Origin of the sequence: Idiomarina sp. Sol25, assembly GCF_033052775.1 — a bacterium.
Classification (GTDB): Bacteria; Pseudomonadota; Gammaproteobacteria; order Enterobacterales; family Alteromonadaceae; genus Idiomarina.
The window spans coordinates 15,660-36,012 of record NZ_JAUPEW010000006.1 but is presented as its reverse complement, the minus strand read 5'-3'; the positions used below and the strand labels follow the sequence as shown (position 1 = coordinate 36,012).

Sequence of the window (20,353 nt, the reverse complement as noted above, 5' to 3'; positions counted from 1 at the left end):
CTGCAAAAGACCAAAGTTACGATCAAGTCTTTGATTATTAAGGAGTTAAAGTACTAATAAGGACCACTAAGGAGGGGGAAGTGGTGCCCGGAGGCGGAATCGAACCACCGACACGAGGATTTTCAATCCTCTGCTCTACCGACTGAGCTATCCGGGCAACGAGGCGTATTAAACGTTTTTTTCAGTTTCGAGTCAACCGCTTTTTGTACCTTTTCTACTGTTTGCTCAGTAATTGCACACTAAGCGGTTGTTTTGGTGAATTATTCAACACGAAGATAGGTGCTGCCGGCTAAACAATGCTCGTAAAAATTTGTCCAGCGGACACCTTCGCGCGGCGCCATTGAACCTTTACGTACCTGACGGTCTATTTGTTTTTTCACCGTTTTGGCCATGTACTCGGTATTGTACTGCATGGTTTGTAGTACTTTTTCAGCCGATGTCCCTGGTACAACTTCTTCAATATAGAAATCGCCGGGTTCGTCGTCGTGGCAGTACACATGCACTTCGGTTAAGCGGCCAAACAGGTTATGCATGTCGCCCATAACGTCCTGATATGCGCCAGTCAGGAATAAGCCCACATGGTAGTCTTCGCCTTTGCGCAGGTTATGCATGGGAATATGATCGCTAATTTCGGTGCCTTCAATGTACTTACTGAGTTTACCGTCACTATCGCAAGTGATATCGACAATTGAGCAGCGCACTTCTGGCTGTTCGTTTAGCCGCGAAATAGGCACGACTGGAAGCACTTGCCCAATGGCCCAGGTATCTGCCGCCGACTGGAACACCGAAAAATTACACAGGTACTGGCTGGCAAGCATGTCGTCCAGCTCTTCCAGTTCCTGCATTACATAGGTATCTTTATCCAATGAATAGTGGATATCTGCCAATATTTGCCAGTACATGGTATCCAGTTTGGCCATTTCATTCAGCGATAAAATGCCCAACTTAAAAGCTTCATAAGCATTTTGTTTGTAACCGGCAGCGTCGTTGTAACGCTCCTGCGGGTGGAACTGGTCGCCCGAGCTGTGCAGTTCGCGCATATTTTTAACTAAAATGTGTTCGTCACCGCTGGCGCTGATATCGAACTCCGTTCCGCCGGGCTTCATTTCACCGACAATGTTAGTGACCACACAGCTATGGTGCGCGGTCATAGCGCGGCCGCTCTCGCTGACCAGGTTAGGGTGGGGTACCTTTTCCAGGTCACAAATTTGTTTTACACCCCAGACAACGTCAGCAACGTACTCTTCTGTGGAGTAGTTACGCGAAGAGTCGCTGGTGGTACTGGTACCGTCGTAATCAATGCCTAAGCCGCCCCCAATATCCAGATACTCTAAAGGCACGCCCTCCTGCACTAATTTGGCGTATAAACGCGCGCCTTCGTTGACCGCTTCTTTAATTTTACGAATATCGGACAGTTGGCTACCAATATGGAAATGCAGCAGCTTAGCGCAATGCAGCATGTTTTCTTTACGCAGGCGTTCAACAACATTCAGGATTTCGGCAATACTCAGACCAAACTTAGCCCGATCACCACTGGAGCCTGCCCATTTTCCGGAACTTTTTACCATCATTTTTGAGCGCAAACCAATCATGGGTTCAACACCCATTTTCTTAGCCAACGGAATCAGCATTTCCAGTTCACTGAATTTCTCAATAACAATGATCATCTTACGTTTTAGTTGACGCCCGAGGAGCGCCAGAGTCAGATAGTCTTTGTCTTTGTAGCCATTAAGAATGGTCAACGCGTCGGGGTTATCGTTGTACGCCATTACCGCCATTAACTCTGGCTTAGAACCCGCTTCCAGACCGTAATTGTAGGGTTCACCTGCGTCCATGATTTCTTCGACTACTTCCCGCATTTGGTTAACTTTTATCGGGAACACGCCGCAATATTGCCCCTGGTAGTTGGCTTCTTCTATCTGTTTACCAAAGGTTTCGTTAATAATCTCAACCTGTGAGCGCAGAATGTCGTGAAAGCGAATAACGGCCGGGAATGGGATGCCTTCCGAAATAATTTCATCCACCACCTCTTTCATATCGATGGTCACGTCGGGTAAGCGGTGGTTCGGTCGAATTTGAATGTTGCCACTCTCGCCAATGGAAAAATATCCCGCGCCCCAGCGATTAACGCCGTACAGCTCTTCTGCTTGATCAATATTCCAGTCTGACATTTCAGGCTCCCGACTGTTGTAATACGAGTAATAATTCGCGCACAATTTTTGCGGCGAACACGTCGGAATTGCCGGTTGGGTCTATTTGTGGAGACAACTCGACTACGTCGGCACCGACCAGGTTCTTTTGGCGCAACAGTTTCATCAGGCTGACAAAGGAATGGAAGTCTTCGCCTCCCGGTTCGGGAGTTCCTGTGCCCGGTAAAAAAGAAGGATCAAAATAATCGAGATCCAATGTCAGGTATACCGGGCGGTCTTTGGCAATAGCCTCAACACTGTCGAGAAAGTCTTTGCGCGAGCTGCGAATGGTTTTGTGTTCTTTCATCCATTGGTACTCGTCGCGTGTACCGGAGCGAATACCATACTGAATCAGCTCATGGCCGGGCCCGAAATGGTCGACAGAACGACGAATAATGGACGCGTGCGAATAATGGTAACCGAGGAAACCATCACGTAAATCAGCGTGAGCATCCAGGTGCAGCAAAACCATATCGGGATATTGCTTTAAGTACTTAACGATAGGTGCATACGAAATAGAATGCTCGCCACCTAAGGTCAGCAGTTTGATTTTTTCCTGTGCTAGATCAAGCGAGTCAAAAATGGCATTAAAGTCTTGAACCGCGTGATGCCACTGTTTTTCTTCGTCGTCATCAAAACCCAGCCGCAGGTTGCCTAAGTCGTAGAAGGTTTTATCTTCTAAGTCGGCGTCAAGGTAAGGCGAGTAAGACTCAATGTCCTCGGAAACGGCGCGTAAACCGTCCGGGCCTTCTTTGGTGCCTTTACGGAAACAGGCGGTACCATCAAAACCAAACCCCAGAATATGGGTATGTCCCGGGTGTAAATCGGTGCTGTGTTCCGCGCCAAAAAACGGGCGGCTTGGGTCATTTAATGGTACGGGTAGTGGCACCGTTAGTGGCGTTAGGGGCATTGTTGTTGCAGACCTCTCTTACTTTGTCGATTTGCTGCGATCTTTTTTGATCGGATTAAACAGACTTTGTTGAATATTAATTAACTCTTCGCTCAATTTTTTACGTTGCGTCCAGGTGTCAGCGAATGGCGTTTCACTGAGTTCATTCGCGGTAACACCAGCCATAACACCGGTTTTCTGTTGCCGGACTAACTCAACGGCGTGTACCCCCAGACGAGTACCTAAAATACGATCCATAGCCGTAGGGCGTCCACCTCGCTGAACGTGCCCAAGTAAACAGGGACGACAAGGTAAGTTAAGACGATCTTCTAACTGTTCTGCAAGTCGGACTGCGCCACCGGGCCACTGGTGTTCGCATAACACCATGACGTAGCTCGAGTCACCGCGAACTCGCTGTACTGACTCAATGTGCTTAACCAGCGCGTCAACCGTTAATGGTTTGTCCTTCTGTAACTCGGGCAGAATCATCCGCTCTGCACCACAAGCCATAGCGCTGCTAATGCCGATATAGCCAGCGTTGCGGCCCATAACTTCGACAATAAAGACTCGGTCCATGGCCTCGGCAGTATCGCGAATTTTATCCAACGCATCCATAGCGGTTTCTACTGCTGTGTCATAGCCAATAGTGTTATCGGTGCCAAAGAGATCATTATCGATGGTTCCCGGAATACCGACAATGGGACCTTTCCAGAAGTTAGTCAGATGCTCAGCGCCGCGGAATGAACCGTCGCCGCCAATAACGATAAAGGCATCAATTTGGTGGGCATCTAAATTCATTGCAGCCTCCCGTCCGCCTTCTTCGCTTTTAAAGCGCTCGCTGCGGGCACTTTTAATGATAGTGCCGGAATACTGCAATATGTGTTCAACGTCTTCGCGGTCAAGTTTTACAAAGTCGTTATTCAGCAGGCCTTCATAGCCATGGCGAAATCCCATGACTTCAATACCATAGTGTTCAGCAGCGAGAACCACGGCACGGAGTGCGGCGTTCATACCGGGGGCATCGCCACCACTGGTTATAATGGCTATGCGGTTTATTGTGTTAACAGATGACACAATCTCTACTCCTTGATAATGTCTTATGCGTAGCTTAAACGACCTGCATGCCGTGACCAAGAGGAAATTTCATGAGCACTGATGTTGTACGTTTTGATTATTCAGAATTATCGGACTGGGCGCGTGCCTGTTTAACGGAAGCAGGGGCTTCGGGTGAGGTGGCGCGTAACGTTGGATACTACCTGCTGGAAGGCGATTTGCTCGGGTTTAGTACTCATGGGTTAATTCGCCTGTTAAACAATTGCCAGTGGCTGCGCGACGGTAAGAGTCTGGCAAAAGGCCAGCCGGTGGTGCTGAGTGAGCGCGCTGCGGTCGCTAACTGGGACGCGCAGTTTTTGCCCGGACCTTACGTGGTGCCGCAGGCTATTGATGCGGCCTGCAAAATGGCGGAGCAAGCGGGTACCGGTACCGTTGTTGTACGCCGGAGTCAACACGTTGCGGCGCTCGCGGCCTATTTAAGTATTGCTACAGACCAGGGGCTGGTAGTGAGTTTAATGTGCTCGACTCCCGGACAGCGTGCAGTCGCGCCTTTTGGTGGTAAAGAAGCGGTGTTTTCTCCAAATCCTTTTGCAGTTGGGGTGCCAAGCTCGAAGGAGCCTTTACTCTTTGATATCAGCTTCTCTATGACGGCGGCAGGCAAGGTGCGCCAGGCTAAAGCTAATGGTACTCGTCTGCCTTATAAAGCTTTAATAAAACCCGACGGGGAGTGGACAGATGATCCGCTTACTTTCTTTGAGTCACCGGGCAGTTCAATAGCCCCACTGGGCGGCGAACAATTGGGTTATAAAGGTTATGGGTTAACTTTATTCAGTGAGGTTTGGTCCATGGCATTAAGTCAGTACGGCCGCAGACAAGGCAGTGAGGACGGCGATGCGAACTCAATATGGGTACAAGTGATTGACCCAGAAGCTTTTGGTGAAAAGCAGAAATTTTTACAGCAGGTCGATGACTTATTAGCCGACAGTCGTAAAAGTGCCCCTGCGGTTCCTGAACAACCGGTGCGTATTCCGGGAGAAGCGGCGCAGCAGCGTAAACGCGAGCAACTGCAGCAGGGAGTTTCCTACAGCAGCGCTACTTTAAAAGTGTTGCAGCGCTGCGCCGAATTTTGTGGTGTGGACTTGCCTAAGGCTGTAAACGGGTAATACGCCAGTTTTCGCGGTCTTTGCTGTACTGATAGCGGTCGTGCAAACGGTGCTGGCCGCCTTGCCAAAATTCAAATTGCTTAGGGTGAACACAATAGCCGCCCCAGCTTTGAGGGCGCGGAACTTCAGTGTTCTCATAGTCTTTCAGAAGTGACTGATAGTGGCTTTCCAGTACGTCGCGACTTTCTACCGGGCGGCTTTGTTGTGACGCAAGCGCCGCAACCTGACTCTCTTTCGGGCGAGAGTGAAAGTAACGGTCGTTATCTTCATCATCAAGTGGCACCGCATTGCCGATAATACTAATTTGCCGCTCTAAGGGCAGCCAGGCGAAGTGCAGGGCAACTTGAGAGTTCTCGCTTATGTCCTGGCCTTTGTGGCTGCTTTTGTTGGTATAAAACCGAAACCCGGTATGGTCGTAACCTTTAAGCAGCACGATACGCTGGCTGGGCATGTGTTCATCGTTCACCGTTGCCAGCGTCATGGCGGTAGGATCACTCAATAAGTCGCTGCCTATTGCCTGCTGCATCCACTTTTCAAATTGCTTTACCGGGTCGGCTTCCAGTTGCTCGCGGTGCAGGCTGCCTAACCCGTATTCCCGACGCATTGCTTGTAAATCCATGACCTCTCCTTAATGGACTAAAGGTGCGTATCCTGTTTTTTGTCCAGGAAGCGCTGACGTATTTTTTCCATCGCATCCAGATTGTCCAGCATAAGTCCCACCAGCTCTGGATCAAAGAACTTACCGCTGTGCTGTAACAGATACTCTGCGGCATCTTCAGATTCTTTTGCATCACGATAATTGCGCTGCGTTCGCAGTGCATCAAAGTGACTGGTAATAGTCAGAATTCGGGCGTTCAGGTCAATTGCCTTTGCCGATTTCTGGCTGGGAAAGCCCGAGCCATTCCAACGTTCATGAATATCCTGTGCAATAAGAGCTGCTACTTTAGCGACCGCTGAGTCCGTCTGGCGTAAATAATCATGGCCTTTAATGACTTTTTGCATAATTTCTTCGTATTCGTGAATACTCAATACATCGGCGCGTTGAGCTAACTCCATTTGCACAGAGACTTTACCGATATCATAAACGGAAGCGGCTTGTTTTAATGCCTCAGCCTGTTCTTGAGTTGCGCCTGAGAATATCGCCAGCTGACCGGCCATTTCGGCGGAACGTTTAACATGGTGGCTAATCTCATCAATAGAATGTTTTTCAATGGCTTCGCCAACACTATAAAGCAGTTCTCGTTGTGCTTCCCGCTCGTTCTCTGTCGCTTGCAGGTTATCTATGGCAATGGAGCTATTATTCACAAAAAGCCCCAGCAGATTTTGATCCAGCTCAGATAAGTCCCTGACACCACGAATAAAAAGTAAGTACTGACGCGAGCTGCTGGTTTTGTACAGACCGTAGTAATTACCGTCAACAATACGAAAATCAACATTCTGCGGACTTTGCTGCATGGGCCGGACAATGCCCCAGTCAATTTCACCGTGTACGGGTTGTCCTACAGCCTCTTCATATTCGCCAGTGCCGCCAATAATCTCAAATGGGTCGTCAGTATCCGAGCTGGCAGTCAGCGCATCAATGCGGCAATACATGGCGTCATCAGACAGGGTAATTAGCGCGACAAGTTGCTCCAGTATGCCCTGACATAAGGCTTGCATTGAGCGGGCAGAAAACACTTCTGCCGACGCGTTAATGACTTTTTCCAGCCCGCGTTTGTTGCGCTCAATGGCGTTTAAGTCGCGATAAGCCCGCAAGCAGGAATACATTAGGGTAACCAGCTTGCGGTAGGTCAATTCGGTTTTTTCTTTATAGTCATCAATATCATAACGGGCAATGACATCTTCTTCGGGAGCCTGCCCCGGCTGGCCAGTTCGCAGAACAATTCTTATCAACCGGTTTTTCCGGGTCTCGCGTACCCATTGCGCAACATCGAGTCCGGCGTGATCGGTTTCCATCACGACGTCCAGCAACATCATGGCGATATCGTTGTTGTCCTGTAAAAACGCAATAGCGTCTTCACCGGAATAAACCGAGTGAAACTTCAGCGGACGACCATCGAGTTTAAATTCACCTAACGCCATTTTGGTAATGGTGTGTATCTCTTCGTCGTCATCAACAATGAGAATATTATACGGTTCTGATACGTCTTCTTCCGCTGTATCAGGTTCGTCATCAGAAAAGAGAAAGTCATCGTTCATACTTATGCGTCCCTGTTAATAAACTCGCTCGCCTGCAACGTAAGTTTGTTCAACCTGAGTTTGCCAGATATCACTGCTATCGACGGCAAATGGGTCTTGCTCTACAACAATAAAGTCAGCCCATTTACCGGGTTCCAGCGAGCCCAGAGATTTTTCCTGCCAGGCACTGTAAGCGGCATCTATGGTAAAGGAGCGTAGCGCTTGCTGCAGGCTCATTTTCTCTTCAGCATACCAACCTCCGGCTGGCATATCATCGCGATCTTGTCGGGTTACCGCTGCATGCAGTCCGTAAAACGGGTTGGCTAGTTCTACCGGGAAGTCCGAGCCGGCAGCAATAACCGTGCCCTGATCCAGCAGTGTTTGCCAGGCATAAGCACCCGCCATCCGCTCCGAGCCAAGACGGTCCTCTGCCATATTCTTGTCACTGGTGGCATGCGTAGGCTGCATGGAAGCAACTAAATTAAGTGTGTTAAAACGCTTTAAATCGTCCGGATGTACAATTTGCGCATGCTCTATGCGGTTACGTAAATTGCGACCACCAAGTTCATTATACACTTCTGCGAGGTTATCCAGCACAACACGATTTGCCCGGTCACCAATGGCGTGAGTATTTATCTGGAAGCCATGAGGAATGATAAGCTCGTACAGATCGCGAATTTTTTCCTCTGACGTGACCATCAGACCATGGTTTCCATGGTCGTCACTGTAGTCTTCCAGCAAAGCTGCTCCACGGCTCCCTAAAGCGCCGTCGGCGTAAATTTTAACGCTACGAATGGTCAGTTTCTGGTCAGCACTTTCGTAAGGGCCCTCTGCCAAAAGCTGCGCCAGCTTAGGTTCCGTAGCGGCTATCATGCCATAGACTCTGAGAGGCATACGCCCCTGATGATGCAACCCTTTGTAAACGGAAATTTCGTCAGCATTAATACCGGCGTCATGGACACTGGTAATGCCCAGTTTAATTAGGTGCTCAAAAGCGAGTTCGTAAGCGGCTCGTTGTTGCTGAAGCGATGGTTCGGGAATAATATCCTCTACCAATTGCATTGCATTGTCGACCAGCACACCGGTGGGGTTGCCTTGTTCGTCACGAACAATTTCACCGCCTTCCGGGGCTACAGTGTCTTTATCTATTCCTGCACGACGTAACGCTTCGCTGTTGGCCCAGCCTGCGTGGGCATCGACGCGTATTAACCAAACCGGACGGTCAGTGACCACTTCATCCAGATGAGCTGCACTGGGGAAGACCTTTTGTTGCCACTGTTCCTGATTCCAGCCTCGGCCGGTTATCCATTCCATTTCTGGCTGCTCGCCAGCATAGGTGTGAACTTTCTTAACTGCGGAGGCGACTGATTCCGTGTCGCGCAAATCTACCTGTAATAAGCTGGTGCCCAGGCTCTGGATATGTCCATGGGCATCAGTTAACCCCGGAAGAACGGTTTTTCCCTGCATATCAACGGTTTCTTCTGTTTCAGTAAAACGTTCAGCAAGTGAGTTACCGCCAATGGCCTGAATCTTTCCATTTTCAACCAGCATGGTCGAAAACTGCTGCAATACCGCTTGTTCGCCAGCGGGGCTGGTAAGGGTGTAGCCTTTCATGTTGGTATACAATGTGTCGGCAATGACTGAAGCCGATAAGCTTAGGCCGATAATCAGGCAGGTAATACGTCGCATAAAGATAAAACTCCCTAGAGAATAACTTAGGCAACACTATAGCGTTTTTACTGTACAAGCGACTAGGCGTTCGCTAATTTTTTTGTTAACTAAGTTAACATTAGCTTTTTTCAAAATCGGTATTGTCCTTAAAAAACTTGCTGTCTGTTATATTTTCGGTATGCTAAAAGTTAATTGAATAAGCGTTATTTTGGATCTCAAGATGAAAGTTCTAATTATTGACCCGCAGTTTTTTATGCGCGCAGGTCTTATACAAATTCTCACAAACTATGCGAATCAACCTTCAATATATGAAGCCGACTCGTTTGAGATTGCTGAGAGTTATTTATCGGCCGATGATTATGATTTGATTTTTTTGGAAATGGACTTACCTGACGCCGAAATTCGACCTGCGCTGCAACGCCTGAAAAAAGTGGCTCCCCGTACGCACATTGTGTTGTTTACACGGCCGCGCTCGATTTCGGAAGTTCGCCAGGTGCTGGCTGCCGGAGTTCGCAGCTACTTACCAAAAGACAGTTCAGCGGAGCAGGCTAAACTGGCCATTCGGGCTTTACTGAACGGCGACCGTCACATTCCTGATGACCCTCACTTGAATGAACCAAGAGACAAGTCCAGTGGGGCAGAGAGCTTTTTATCACCGCGTCAGCTGGAAATAATGCAATTGTTGGCTCAGGGGCTTTCAAATAAAGAGATTGCAAATATTCTGGGTATTACTGAAGGCACTATTCGTGTGCATTTGTCGGCAATATTCAAAGCCATAAAAGTATCAAACCGCACTGAAGCGACGCTTTGGTATTTACTGAGACAGAAAAAGTTGGTCGACTAAGTTTCAATTTATGTCACTTAACCAATTAATTTCTGAATTAGAAAAACATCAACATGCACCAACCGAGTTGTGGGATCCTCCGTATTGTGGTGAGATCCCTATTTATATTGCCTCAAATGGTGACTGGTTTTATCAGGGCAGCCAGATAAAACGCTCTGCATTGGTGAAACTCTTTGCGTCTGTTTTGGTGGTTGAAGACGGCGAGTATTTTTTAATAACACCTGCCGAAAAAGTTAAAATTACGGTTGAAGACACGCCCTTTGTCGTCGTTGACTGGCGTCAACTAGAAGAGAATGGTCAGCAATTATTACTGCTAACGACTAACATCGGTGATACTCTGGTATTGAGCTCTGAACATTCGCTCACAATGAAAAACGGCGTGCCCTACATTGTGATGCAACGAGGATTAACAGCGAGAGTACATCGCAATGTATTCTATCAGTGGGTTTCACACGCAGAGTCAAGAATTGTCGATGGTCAAGAACAGTGGTATCTGTCCAGTGCGGGTGAAACCTTTGTGTTAGGAAATGTGGAATAGGACGTTGCGGTAAACTCGTCTATGACAAAAACAAGAATAGTCTATCTGATTGAACAGCAACCAGAGCGTCGTCAGCATTTTGAAACGGTACTGACCTTTATTGGTGAAACCGTTGAAGTTATATCTCCCTCAGACACTCTAAAGCTTCGTGCTGCAGATGCATTCTGTGTGATCGCCGGTAATGGTATCGATAATTTGCATCAATTAGCTAGTGATGCGCCACATCTGCCTTTTATCTGTGCGATTGACGATCAGCATAACGCATTACAGAAAGCGAACGTCATTGGTCCTTTGGAAAAGTCATTCGATTACGCCAGTTTGTCCAGCATGCTGCATTACTGTCAGGCTTACCACCAGCAAATGCCGACCAAAGCGGCAAGAAAGCGGCATCCAGGCAGCGGTAAGCTAGAGCAAACTCTGGTGGGTAACGGGCGTACAATGAAGCATGTGCGTCAACTGATCGAGCAGGTAGCCGTGACCGATGCAAATGTCTTGATTCTGGGAGAATCTGGTACGGGTAAAGAAGTCGTGGCACGTGGTGTTCATGATATGTCCGGACGCAGTAACGGACCTTTCGTGCCGGTGAATTGTGGTGCAATTCCCGGAGACTTATTAGAAAGTGAGTTGTTTGGGCATGAGAAAGGCGCTTTTACCGGCGCCATCGGTGCGCGTAAAGGGCGCTTCGAATTGGCTCAGGGGGGCACCTTGTTTCTGGATGAAATTGGCGATATGCCATTGCCCATGCAGGTAAAACTGTTGCGAGTTTTGCAAGAACGCACCTTTGAACGTGTGGGGGGCAGTAAAAGCATTACCGCCGATGTACGAGTAGTGGCGGCGACTCACCGCGAGCTGGAACAGATGATCATTGACGGCAAATTCCGTGAAGATTTGTATTACCGCCTGAATGTTTTTCCTATTGAAGTTCCGGCTCTGCGCGAACGTCAGGAAGATGTGCCGTTACTGTTGCAGGAGCTGACTCAGCGTTTTAAAAAAGAGCGTGGCGTTGGGGTACGTTTTACTGAACGAGCGCTGGAATCGCTGTCCTATCATCGCTGGCCGGGCAACGTAAGGGAATTGACTAACCTGATAGAACGCTTGACCATAATGCACCCAGACAGCCTGGTTGACGTGCCCGATTTACCGCCTAAGTATCAGCATGTTGAACATGATGCGCCAACCCCGGATTACCCCGAAGAAATGCTTGAGCGCGAAGCGCTGAGTGCCATTTTCAGTGAGTCAGATGAAGAACTTGATGACGAAGTAGCGGGCCCCATGGACTCCGAACTGCCTGATGACGGCGTTAATCTGAAAGATATGCTAACCGAAATAGAAACAGGGATGATAGCGCAGGCACTGGATAAATCTGACTGGGTGGTTGCTAAAGCGGCCGACTTACTCAGTATGCGCCGTACAACCTTAGTTGAGAAAATGAAAAAGTACGGAATTCAGAAAGATTAAACTCAAAGCGTCAGTCTTTTGACAATGCCCAAAATCTTAACCTTCTGATAATAAAGAGAATTATACTGGCATCTATTTTGCATTATCTTCTCCATAGTTGTTAACTGGAGATGTCAGTATGGCCACCTATCATCAAATTATTGATGCCATGCCTAACGCTGTTATTTTACTGGACAGTCATGGAGTCGTGGATTATTGCAATGACAACGCCACGAGCCTTTTAGGGCATCCGCTGAAAAACTTTTTATGGCGCGAGCTGGTAAGTGAACTATTTGCTCCGAAAGCGGATGACTGGCACGAAGTGTCTTTGCGTAACGGGCGACGGGTTCGTTTAGACACTTCAGTTGTTAACGAAAAACCAGGGCAGCTTATTGTTTTGACTGATTTGACTGAGACGCGGCGTCTGCAAAACCGCATCAGTCACTTACAGCGGCTGTCTTCGATGGGCAAAATGGTGGCTTCGCTGGCGCATCAGATAAGAACACCACTGTCTGCCGCTATTCTTTATGCGCAGAACCTAAAGCAGGGGAGTATTTCTGCGGTCAAACAACAGCGTTTTTCCGGTAAGTTATTGTCGCGCCTGCATTCGTTGGAACAACAAGTCAACGACATGTTGCTGTTTGCCAAAAGCGGCGATCAACCCATGCTGGAAGAGCTCAGTACTAATAGTCTGATCCAGCAAGTTCTGATGAACACAGAAAGTTACGCTGAGCAGCATCAGGTGAAAATTAATTGTATTGATCCTGACTTTGGTGTGATGTTGCGAGCCAATCAGACCGCTCTGGTCGGGGCAATACAGAATCTGGTTAACAACGCTGTTGATGCCAGCCCGCCCGGACAGGAAGTGTTATTAAAAACCGATGTTGATGATGGCAACTGGAAAGTTTCTGTTATTGACTCTGGTTGCGGCATTCCGGCTGAAAAACAAGACAGTGTATTCACTCCATTTTTTACTGAAAAATCAAACGGCACCGGTTTAGGTCTGGCGGTTGTCCAAACAGTGATAAAAGCACACAACGGTTTAATTGACTGGGAAAGCCAACCAAATAAAGGCAGTCGTTTTACCTTAGTACTGCCGGTATATGAGTGGTCAGAAAATAGAATGAAAGAGGTACGTTATGGCTGAGCGACAAGTATTGGTTGTTGAAGATGACGTATCGCTGCGTGAAGCAATTATCGATACGCTGGAACTGGCTGATTGTCAGTGCCTGGAAGCCGCTAACGGCGAAGAAGCCTTGCTTATTCTGAAAAAAGAATCCGTGGCGCTGGTTATCAGCGATGTACAAATGCCGGGAATTGATGGCTTACAGTTATTGCGCAGCATGAATAATCAGCAATACGACATTCCGGTTATTATGATGACGGCCTTTGCAAAGGTGGATGACGCAGTCGTTGCTATGCGTGAAGGCGCTGTCGATTATCTGACGAAGCCGTTTTCAATTGAAAAGCTACAAACACTGGTGCAGCGTTATTTGCCCGATGGTGCAATTAACGATATTGAGCCGGTAGCAGAAGAAGATTCCAGCCAGGCCGTGCTGGCTATGGCACGAAAAGTTGCGGTTAGTGAAGCGAGCGTTATGGTCACCGGGCCTAGTGGTACCGGTAAAGAAGTGCTGGCGCGTTATATTCACCAGCATTCGGATCGCTCAGACGGGCCCTTTATTGCTATTAACTGCGCAGCCATACCCGAGAACATGCTGGAATCGATGTTATTTGGTTATGAGAAAGGTGCCTTTACGGGCGCTAATCAGTCTTCGCCCGGTAAATTTGAACTGGCTCAGGGCGGTACTTTGCTGCTCGATGAAGTGACTGAAATGGCTATGCACTTGCAGGCTAAGCTGTTACGAGTCATTCAGGAGCGCCAGGTTGAGCGTCTGGGGTCACGTAAAACCATACAGTTGGATGTCCGGTTAATAGCTACCTCTAACCGAGATTTACAACAGGCGGTGCGCGAAGGGCTATTACGCGAAGATTTAATGTATCGGCTGAACGTGTTTCCTCTGCATTGGAAGTCTCTACGTGAACGACCTGCGGATATCGTTCCTCTGGCAGAAAATTTATTGCAGCGACATAAACAACGTTCCGGTATTAAAACGCCCGTCAATTTCTCCGCCGCAGCAGTTCAACAGTTAAAGCGCTATTCCTGGCCGGGCAACGTTCGGGAGCTGGAAAATGTAGTGCAAAGAGCTCTGGTGTTGCATCGCGATGGGGAAATTCAGCCACAGGACCTTATGCTGGAACTAAATGACGCGGTGGAAACCGTTAGTGTGTTTCCGGAGCAGGTGGAGACGCCTGACGATAAGTCGGAAAACCTCGATGAGTCACTTTTCCATCAGGAATACCAAATTATCAAAGAGGCGCTGCAACGGCATCAGGGGAAACGCCAACCTGTTGCCGATGAGCTTGGGATTAGTCCTCGCACGTTGCGCTACAAGCTTGCGAAAATTCGGGAACAGGGGCTGACTCTGACCGGCTCATAATACGGTCTTGAAATACCTTGTCCATTACCATTAGCCCTGTTTCTCAGGGCTTTTCTTTGTACCTCACCGCCGCGATCAAAAGTTGGCACTCTGTTTGCATAACTAACCTTAAATAAAGTCAGTGATGAATTTTTGACGGGGTTAATTATGAAAGTGGAAGCAAACGCACTTTATCAACAGTTACAGTCTATGGCCACGCAGGCTTCCCAGCGTGATCAGCCTACGAATGTGAACGCCCTGCAAGGCAATACCTCTCAGGCTGATTTTTCCAATATGCTGAAAAACGCAATGGATAATGTTAACGAACTGCAGCAAACCTCAGGTGATTTAAAAACCCGCATGGAACTCGGTGACCCAAATGTCACGCTGGAGCAAACCATGATTGCCAGTCAAAAGTCGAGCATAGCGTTTGAGGCAACGGTTCAGGTGCGCAACAAAGTCGTTGATGCGTACAAAGAAATAATGTCAATGCCGGTTTAACCGCTGCATCACTGGAGATATAAGTCGTGGCTGAATCAACGGATCTAATGGTACAAGATACTGACTTACCTGATAACAACAGTTCAGGTAACGATGACGGCAGTGAGAAGACCAGCATCATGACGATGTTAAGCAACTTTGACATGCTGCGTCAGGTGATTGTGGTCTTGGCTTTGGCTATTTGTGTGGCCATTGCAGTTTTTATAATGTTGTGGGCTCAGGAGCCAACCTACCGGCCTTTGGGTAAGTTAGAAACTCAGGAATTGATCAGCACCCTCGACTACATGGATGCAAACGGTATTGAATACCAGGTGGACGGCAATACGGTTTCGGTTCCGGAAGAAGATTACGAGTCAATTAAACTGCAGCTAACCCGTGCGGGTGTTGATTACGGTAATTCGACCAACAACGGTTCAGAAATATTAATGAGTGAACCAGGCTTTGGCGTTAGTCAGCGACTGGAGCGTGAGCGCCTGCTTCATTCTCGTGAAGTTCAATTAGCGCGCGCTATTGAAGAAATCAGAAAAGTCTCTGCTGCCAGAGTGTTACTTGCGGTACCCAAAGAAAATGTCTTTGCTCGTCGCGAAAAGCAACCTAAAGCCTCGGTCATGCTGAATGTTCGTGGCGGAAGCTCGCTCAGTGAAGAAGAAGTTGCGTCAATTGTGGATATGGTCGCGTCGTCCGTTACCGGTCTGAATACCGAGAATGTAACCGTAACTGACCAGGCCGGACGCTTGCTCAACTCTGGTTCACAAAGCGCGTTGGCGGCGAAAAGCTCGCGTGAGTATCAAATTGAACAAAAACGCGAACAAGAATATCTCGAAAAAATCGATAGTATTTTGATTCCTGTGCTGGGTTATGACAATTATACGGCACAGGTTGATGTGACCATGGACTTTACTCAACGTGAAGAAACCCAACGACAGTTTAATCCTGATATGCCAGCCATTCGCAGCGAAATGACGGTTGAAAACCGCTCGATGGGTAGTGCAATTGGCGGTATTCCGGGCGCGTTAACAAATCAACCTCCACTGGATTCAGACATTCCTGAAGAAGCCGGAGCGGGAAATGCCGGCGGCGGTGCTACGGGCAGTACTCATCGTGAAGCAACCCGTAATTATGAGCTTGATAATTCAGTCACTTATACACGAAGCCAAACCGGCACTATTAAGCGCTTGAGTGTTTCTGTTGCGGTGAACCATGAAGCAATAACCAACGAAGCGGGCGAAGGTGAAACGCAATCGCGTAGCGTGGAAGAAATCGCAAATATTCGCCGTTTGCTGCAAGGTGGGTTAGGCTTTGATATTAATCGTGGTGACAGCATTGAAGTTGTATCAGTGCCGTTCGCGCAGTTGCCTGACTTAGGTGCTGGCGAGACGCCTGTGTGGGAAGAGCCATGGTTCTGGCGAGCTTTCCGTCTGGTGATGGGAGCACTGGTTATTATCGTATTACTGCTGGCGGTGGTTCGTCCAATGCTGAAGAAACTGATGAATCCGGAGTCGGGTGTTGAGGACGATGCTGATGCGTTTTCCGATGAGGAATCGATGGGCGATGAAACCATTGATCTGTTATCCTCTCAGTTTGATGAGAGTGCAGTTGGGTTTGGGGCTGACGGTAGCCTGCAATTACCGGACTTGCACAAAGATGAAGACTTGCTGAAAGCTGTTCGCGCGTTGGTTGCCAACGAACCAGAACTGTCCTCACAAGTGGTTAAAGCGTGGTTAAACGAAGATGGCTGATCAAGATATAAGAACTGAAGGTGGCAATGTCGGTTTTGAGGTCGATACCCTTGAAGGCGTTGAGAAAGCCGCAATTTTGCTGTTGAGCTTATCGGAAGAAGATGCGGCTCAGATTCTGAAACACCTGGAACCTAAGCAGGTGCAGAAAGTTGGTATGGCTATGTCGAGCCTGGAAGACTTTAATCAGGAAAAAGTAAACGCTGTGCATCAGTTGTTTCTCGAAGATATTCAGAAGTTCACCAATATTGGCTTCAAGAGTGAAGAGTTCGTGCGTAAGGCACTGACTTCTGCTTTGGGTGAAGACAAAGCAGGTAACCTGATTGAGCAAATCGTTATGGGCGGTGGCTCGAAAGGTCTTGATTCACTTAAGTGGATGGACTCTAAACAGGTAGCCACTATTATTCGCAACGAACACCCGCAGATTCAGACCATTGTTCTTTCTTACCTTGATCCCGAGCAAAGTGCCGAAATTATGGCGCAGTTCCCGGACAAAGTCCGTCTGGAGCTAATGATGCGAATAGCCAACTTAGAAGAAGTCCAGCCTGCAGCCTTGCAGGAGCTGAACGAAATTATGGAAAAACAATTTGCTGGTCAGGCTGGTGCTCAGGCGGCGAAGATGGGCGGCCTGAAAGCGGCAGCCAATATCATGAACTATTTGGATACCAACATAGAAGGTCAGTTGATGGACTCTATTCGCGAGCAGGACGAAGAGATGAGTCAGAGTATCCAGGACTTGATGTTTGTGTTCGAAAACCTGGTGGAAGTCGACGACCGTGGTGTTCAGGCCTTGCTGCGTGAAGTTGAAGGTGAAACGTTGCAAAAAGCGATGAAAGGTGCAGACGAAGCGGTTCAGGAGAAAATATTCAAGAACATGTCGAAACGTGCCGGCGATATGCTGCGTGATGACCTTGAAGCCATGGGACCGATTCGTATTAGTGATGTAGAAGCCGCTCAGAAAGATATTCTGGCAGCAGCGCGCCGTTTAGCTGACGCAGGTGAAATTATGCTTGGCGGCGGTGGCGGTGATGAATTCTTATAAAGGTTTAACGCACAATGACGGATGATAAAGACGCGACCCAGCTTTGGGATTTACCTGACATGACGTCGGAAGAGTTCAAGCAGGGCTCTGAGGTAAATGCGTTAAACAAACCCCGGCGCTGGCAATATGAACCGCCGGAAGCGGACGACGAGCAGGAAGAAGAGCTTAAGCCTCTGACTGCAGAGCAATTGGAAGAAATTCGTCAGGCGGCACGCGAAGAAGGCCACAAAGAAGGTTTTGACGAAGGCCGTAATGAAGGCCTTAAGAAAGGCTATGATGAAGGCTACGAGGCAGGAAAAAAAGACGGTTTTGAAGCGGGGGAACAGCAGGGTATAGAAGCCGGAAAAGAGGCTATGCAGGAGCAACAGCAACAGCTAGATGTTTTGCTGCAGAGTTTATCTCACCCCAATGAACGTATCACCGAAGCGGTTCAGGACGAGCTGATTGATATGGTCACTGAGCTGGCCCGGGTTATTTGTCTCGATGTTGCAGCTAATTCAGAAGAACTCATTGTCAAAGCCGTGCGCGAAGCTATCGCGGTTTTACCGGTCACAGATCAGCGGGTCATTATTCACCTGAATGAAGAAGACTTAGCGATTTTGCAAAGCACGTTCAGCGAAGACGAGCTGAAGGAAAAAGGCTGGCTGCTAAATAAAGACGATTTACTGGAACGCGGCGGTTGTCGGGTTACCACAGAGAGCTCCACCATAGATTACACCCTGACCAGCCGTATGGAAGATGTGTTCTCCAAATTAAAAGGTTAAAACCCATGAGCGCTTCTGAGCAGTTAGTGAAACAACTACGCAAGAAACGTGAGCGTATCCAAAAGCCATCAGTGGCCGTGTCGGGGTATCTCACCCGCGTCGTTGGTTTAATGTTTGAAGCTGTTGGCTGCCGTGCACCGGTGGGTTCAAGTGTGGCGGTTGAGGCCGACAGTGGGGACATTGAAGCCGAAGTGGTGGGGTTTGAAGGCAACATCAGTTACTTAATGCCCACCGAAGATGCTCATGGCGTTATTCCCGGGGCCAGAGTACGACCACTTAATCGCAAGAATCAACTGCCGCTGGGTATGGAGCTGCTGGGGCGCGTTATTGATGCCCGCGGCGACCCCCTTGATGATAAAGGTCCCATTTTTTCTGACGGGAAAACTTACCGCAGCAAGCCCATGAACCCATTGAATCGACGTCAGGTGAAGCAGCCGCTGGATGTTGGCGTAACGGCTATTAATGCCTGTTTAACCGTCGGGCAGGGGCAGCGAATGGGGCTGTTCGCCGGCAGTGGCGTGGGGAAAAGTGTGCTGTTGGGCATGATGACTCGCGGTACCACGGCGGACGTGATTGTGGTTGGCCTGATAGGCGAACGTGGCCGGGAAGTAAAAGAGTTTATAGAAGAAATTCTCGGTGAGGAAGGTCGTGAGAAAGCGGTGGTTATCGCTGCGCCTGCCGACCAGTCCCCTCTTATTCGTTTACGCGGTTGTGAAACGGCTTCTCAGGTTGCTGAGTACTTTCGTGACCAGGGACTGAATGTGCTGCTGTTAATGGATTCATTGACTCGTTACGCCATGGCGCAGCGAGAGATAGCACTGGCTGTTGGCGAGCCACCTGCAACCAAAGGTTATCCGCCTTCTGTTTTCGCAAAGTTGCCGGCATTGGTTGAAAGGGCTGGTAATGGCGGCGACGGTCAGGGTTCTGTTACCGCATTCTATACGGTTCTGACCGAAGGCGATGACTTGCAGGATCCAATTGCTGACTCGGCAAGAGCGATACTGGACGGGCACATTGTACTGAACCGGGAACTGGCCGACAGCGGTCATTATCCGGCAATAGATATTGAAGCGTCTATCAGCCGGGTTATGCCACAGGTTGTTTCAGAAGAGCATATGCAACAGGCGATAAAAGTCAGACAATGGTACTCAAGCTACCGCCGCAATCGTGACCTGATTTCCATTGGCGCATACACTCGCGGAAGTGATCCGGCAATTGATCAGGCTATTGCAATGCAACCGCGAGTGAGTCAGTTTTTACAGCAGAAAATGCGTGACGTAGTGAATTATGATGAAAGTTTGTTATTGCTTAATCAGTTAGTTAATCCGAACCAAAAACAGTCAGCGGGCATGTAATTTATGGCTGAGTTGGCACAGTTGGAAATGTTGCGGGAGCTGGAACAAAGGCGCGAAGATAAAGCCGCTCAGGACTTCTCTCAGGTGCAGCAACAGGTTCAGGAACAGCAGATGCGTCTGGACGGCATGTCAAAATATCGACTCGACTATTTAAACCAGCTGCAGCATCGCGGGCAAAGCGGAATTGCCTCAATGCAGGTAGGGCAGTATCACGCCTTTGTCGGAAAATTAGACGAAGGTGTTGAACAGTTGCATCACGACATTATTAAGTTGCAGCAGGTGTTACAACAACGTAAAGATCGTTGGCTGGCGCAGCGTCGCAAGCGTGAATCGATAGACTTTTTAATAAAAGAAAAGCGCAAGCGTGAGCAAATAGCCGAAGCCAGAAAAGAACAAAATAACCTGGACGATTTTAGCAGTCAGCGTTTTATTCGCGCCAGAAAATAGTTGGAACGAAATTTGCTTGGATACTGACTAGATATTGTTTGCTCAGCTATTGAAAATAGCGCAAGC

Annotated in this window: 18 protein-coding genes and 1 tRNA gene; 12 read left to right on the top strand and 7 right to left on the bottom strand. The window is 48.5% G+C overall.

Annotated features, from left to right (window positions below; translation table 11 throughout):
* Nucleotides 1–81 precede the first annotated feature (81 nt).
* The 4 genes from Q5L94_RS09755 to Q5L94_RS09740 all read right to left on the bottom strand — a co-directional run bounded on the left by Q5L94_RS09755 (nucleotide 82) and on the right by Q5L94_RS09740 (nucleotide 4,152).
* Nucleotides 82–157: transfer RNA gene (locus Q5L94_RS09755), tRNA-Phe, on the bottom strand.
* A 103-nt stretch (nucleotides 158–260) separates the two neighbouring features.
* Entirely contained in the window at nucleotides 261–2,171 is a 1,911-nt protein-coding gene (speA, locus tag Q5L94_RS09750) for a biosynthetic arginine decarboxylase (protein ID WP_317498247.1), read from the bottom strand.
* 1 nt (nucleotide 2,172) lies between these two features.
* On the bottom strand, nucleotides 2,173–3,099 hold the full coding sequence (speB, locus tag Q5L94_RS09745; RefSeq protein ID WP_317498246.1) for an agmatinase: 927 nt from the start codon (nucleotides 3,097–3,099) through the stop codon (nucleotides 2,173–2,175).
* Between the two features lie 18 nt (nucleotides 3,100–3,117).
* Nucleotides 3,118–4,152, bottom strand: coding sequence for an ATP-dependent 6-phosphofructokinase (locus Q5L94_RS09740; RefSeq protein ID WP_317498245.1), 1,035 nt, complete (start codon nucleotides 4,150–4,152; stop codon nucleotides 3,118–3,120).
* Nucleotides 4,153–4,223: 71 nt separating this feature from the next.
* Between Q5L94_RS09740 and Q5L94_RS09735 the strand changes: the two genes are divergently transcribed.
* On the top strand, nucleotides 4,224–5,294 hold the full coding sequence (locus Q5L94_RS09735; RefSeq protein ID WP_317498244.1) for an Ldh family oxidoreductase: 1,071 nt from the start codon (nucleotides 4,224–4,226) through the stop codon (nucleotides 5,292–5,294).
* Here the strand turns inward: Q5L94_RS09735 and pdxH are convergent.
* The 3 genes from pdxH to Q5L94_RS09720 are packed head-to-tail and all read right to left on the bottom strand — an operon-like array spanning nucleotide 5,275 to nucleotide 9,161.
* Nucleotides 5,275–5,913 (bottom strand): pyridoxamine 5'-phosphate oxidase, encoded by a 639-nt coding sequence (gene pdxH, locus Q5L94_RS09730; RefSeq protein ID WP_317498243.1) that lies wholly within the window; start codon nucleotides 5,911–5,913, stop codon nucleotides 5,275–5,277. The genes Q5L94_RS09735 and pdxH overlap by 20 nt on opposite strands.
* Before the next feature lie 17 nt (nucleotides 5,914–5,930).
* Nucleotides 5,931–7,493 (bottom strand): DUF3369 domain-containing protein, encoded by a 1,563-nt coding sequence (locus tag Q5L94_RS09725; RefSeq protein WP_317498242.1) that lies wholly within the window; start codon nucleotides 7,491–7,493, stop codon nucleotides 5,931–5,933.
* Between the two features lie 15 nt (nucleotides 7,494–7,508).
* Nucleotides 7,509–9,161, bottom strand: coding sequence for an amidohydrolase (locus Q5L94_RS09720; protein ID WP_317498241.1), 1,653 nt, complete (start codon nucleotides 9,159–9,161; stop codon nucleotides 7,509–7,511).
* Between the two features lie 202 nt (nucleotides 9,162–9,363).
* On the opposite strand from Q5L94_RS09720, the gene Q5L94_RS09715 reads away from it, so the two are divergent.
* The 11 genes from Q5L94_RS09715 (at nucleotide 9,364) to fliJ (ending at nucleotide 20,287) form a co-directional block, all read left to right on the top strand.
* Entirely contained in the window at nucleotides 9,364–9,987 is a 624-nt protein-coding gene (locus Q5L94_RS09715; protein WP_317498240.1) for a response regulator transcription factor, read from the top strand.
* 10 nt (nucleotides 9,988–9,997) lie between these two features.
* Nucleotides 9,998–10,525: a DUF1285 domain-containing protein gene (locus Q5L94_RS09710; protein ID WP_317498239.1), complete on the top strand. Its 528-nt coding sequence runs from the start codon at nucleotides 9,998–10,000 to the stop codon at nucleotides 10,523–10,525.
* Between the two features lie 21 nt (nucleotides 10,526–10,546).
* The gene (locus Q5L94_RS09705; RefSeq protein ID WP_317498238.1) at nucleotides 10,547–11,983 is read left to right on the top strand and encodes a sigma-54 dependent transcriptional regulator; all 1,437 of its coding nucleotides are present in this window, start codon (nucleotides 10,547–10,549) and stop codon (nucleotides 11,981–11,983) included.
* A gap of 118 nt (nucleotides 11,984–12,101) precedes the next feature.
* Nucleotides 12,102–13,109, top strand: coding sequence for a sensor histidine kinase (locus Q5L94_RS09700; protein ID WP_317498237.1), 1,008 nt, complete (start codon nucleotides 12,102–12,104; stop codon nucleotides 13,107–13,109).
* Complete coding sequence (locus Q5L94_RS09695; protein ID WP_317498236.1) at nucleotides 13,102–14,463, top strand: sigma-54 dependent transcriptional regulator; 1,362 nt, start codon at nucleotides 13,102–13,104, stop codon at nucleotides 14,461–14,463. The genes Q5L94_RS09700 and Q5L94_RS09695 overlap by 8 nt, the downstream gene beginning before the upstream one ends.
* Before the next feature lie 147 nt (nucleotides 14,464–14,610).
* Nucleotides 14,611–14,943 carry a flagellar hook-basal body complex protein FliE gene (fliE, locus tag Q5L94_RS09690; RefSeq protein ID WP_317498235.1) on the top strand — a complete coding sequence of 111 codons (333 nt, stop codon included), beginning with the start codon at nucleotides 14,611–14,613 and terminating at the stop codon, nucleotides 14,941–14,943.
* 47 nt (nucleotides 14,944–14,990) lie between these two features.
* Nucleotides 14,991–16,682 (top strand): flagellar basal-body MS-ring/collar protein FliF, encoded by a 1,692-nt coding sequence (gene fliF / locus Q5L94_RS09685; protein ID WP_317498334.1) that lies wholly within the window; start codon nucleotides 14,991–14,993, stop codon nucleotides 16,680–16,682.
* Nucleotides 16,675–17,721 (top strand): flagellar motor switch protein FliG, encoded by a 1,047-nt coding sequence (gene fliG / locus Q5L94_RS09680; protein WP_317498234.1) that lies wholly within the window; start codon nucleotides 16,675–16,677, stop codon nucleotides 17,719–17,721. The genes fliF and fliG overlap by 8 nt, the downstream gene beginning before the upstream one ends.
* A gap of 14 nt (nucleotides 17,722–17,735) precedes the next feature.
* Nucleotides 17,736–18,485 (top strand): flagellar assembly protein FliH, encoded by a 750-nt coding sequence (gene fliH / locus Q5L94_RS09675; protein WP_317498233.1) that lies wholly within the window; start codon nucleotides 17,736–17,738, stop codon nucleotides 18,483–18,485.
* A gap of 5 nt (nucleotides 18,486–18,490) precedes the next feature.
* Complete coding sequence (fliI, locus tag Q5L94_RS09670) at nucleotides 18,491–19,840, top strand: flagellar protein export ATPase FliI (RefSeq protein WP_317498232.1); 1,350 nt, start codon at nucleotides 18,491–18,493, stop codon at nucleotides 19,838–19,840.
* A 3-nt stretch (nucleotides 19,841–19,843) separates the two neighbouring features.
* Nucleotides 19,844–20,287, top strand: a complete 444-nt coding sequence (gene fliJ, locus Q5L94_RS09665; protein WP_317498231.1) for a flagellar export protein FliJ — start codon at nucleotides 19,844–19,846, stop codon at nucleotides 20,285–20,287.
* Nucleotides 20,288–20,353: the final 66 nt, after the last annotated feature.

Bases quoted from the DNA above. Each gene is read 5' to 3' on its own strand.
- fliJ (WP_317498231.1), top strand. From the start codon at position 19,844: ATGGCTGAGTTGGCACAGTTGGAAATGTTGCGGGAGCTGGAACAAAGG.
- Q5L94_RS09715 (WP_317498240.1), top strand. From the start codon at position 9,364: ATGAAAGTTCTAATTATTGACCCGCAGTTTTTTATGCGCGCAGGTCTT.
- fliE (WP_317498235.1), top strand. From the start codon at position 14,611: ATGAAAGTGGAAGCAAACGCACTTTATCAACAGTTACAGTCTATGGCC.
- Q5L94_RS09720 (WP_317498241.1), bottom strand. From the start codon at position 9,161: ATGCGACGTATTACCTGCCTGATTATCGGCCTAAGCTTATCGGCTTCA.
- pdxH (WP_317498243.1), bottom strand. From the start codon at position 5,913: ATGGATTTACAAGCAATGCGTCGGGAATACGGGTTAGGCAGCCTGCAC.
- Q5L94_RS09725 (WP_317498242.1), bottom strand. From the start codon at position 7,493: ATGAACGATGACTTTCTCTTTTCTGATGACGAACCTGATACAGCGGAA.
- Q5L94_RS09735 (WP_317498244.1), top strand. From the start codon at position 4,224: ATGAGCACTGATGTTGTACGTTTTGATTATTCAGAATTATCGGACTGG.
- Q5L94_RS09710 (WP_317498239.1), top strand. From the start codon at position 9,998: ATGTCACTTAACCAATTAATTTCTGAATTAGAAAAACATCAACATGCA.
- fliF (WP_317498334.1), top strand. From the start codon at position 14,991: ATGGTACAAGATACTGACTTACCTGATAACAACAGTTCAGGTAACGAT.
- fliH (WP_317498233.1), top strand. From the start codon at position 17,736: ATGACGGATGATAAAGACGCGACCCAGCTTTGGGATTTACCTGACATG.
- Q5L94_RS09700 (WP_317498237.1), top strand. From the start codon at position 12,102: ATGGCCACCTATCATCAAATTATTGATGCCATGCCTAACGCTGTTATT.
- speA (WP_317498247.1), bottom strand. From the start codon at position 2,171: ATGTCAGACTGGAATATTGATCAAGCAGAAGAGCTGTACGGCGTTAAT.
- fliG (WP_317498234.1), top strand. From the start codon at position 16,675: ATGGCTGATCAAGATATAAGAACTGAAGGTGGCAATGTCGGTTTTGAG.
- speB (WP_317498246.1), bottom strand. From the start codon at position 3,099: ATGCCCCTAACGCCACTAACGGTGCCACTACCCGTACCATTAAATGAC.
- Q5L94_RS09705 (WP_317498238.1), top strand. From the start codon at position 10,547: ATGACAAAAACAAGAATAGTCTATCTGATTGAACAGCAACCAGAGCGT.
- Q5L94_RS09695 (WP_317498236.1), top strand. From the start codon at position 13,102: ATGGCTGAGCGACAAGTATTGGTTGTTGAAGATGACGTATCGCTGCGT.
- fliI (WP_317498232.1), top strand. From the start codon at position 18,491: ATGAGCGCTTCTGAGCAGTTAGTGAAACAACTACGCAAGAAACGTGAG.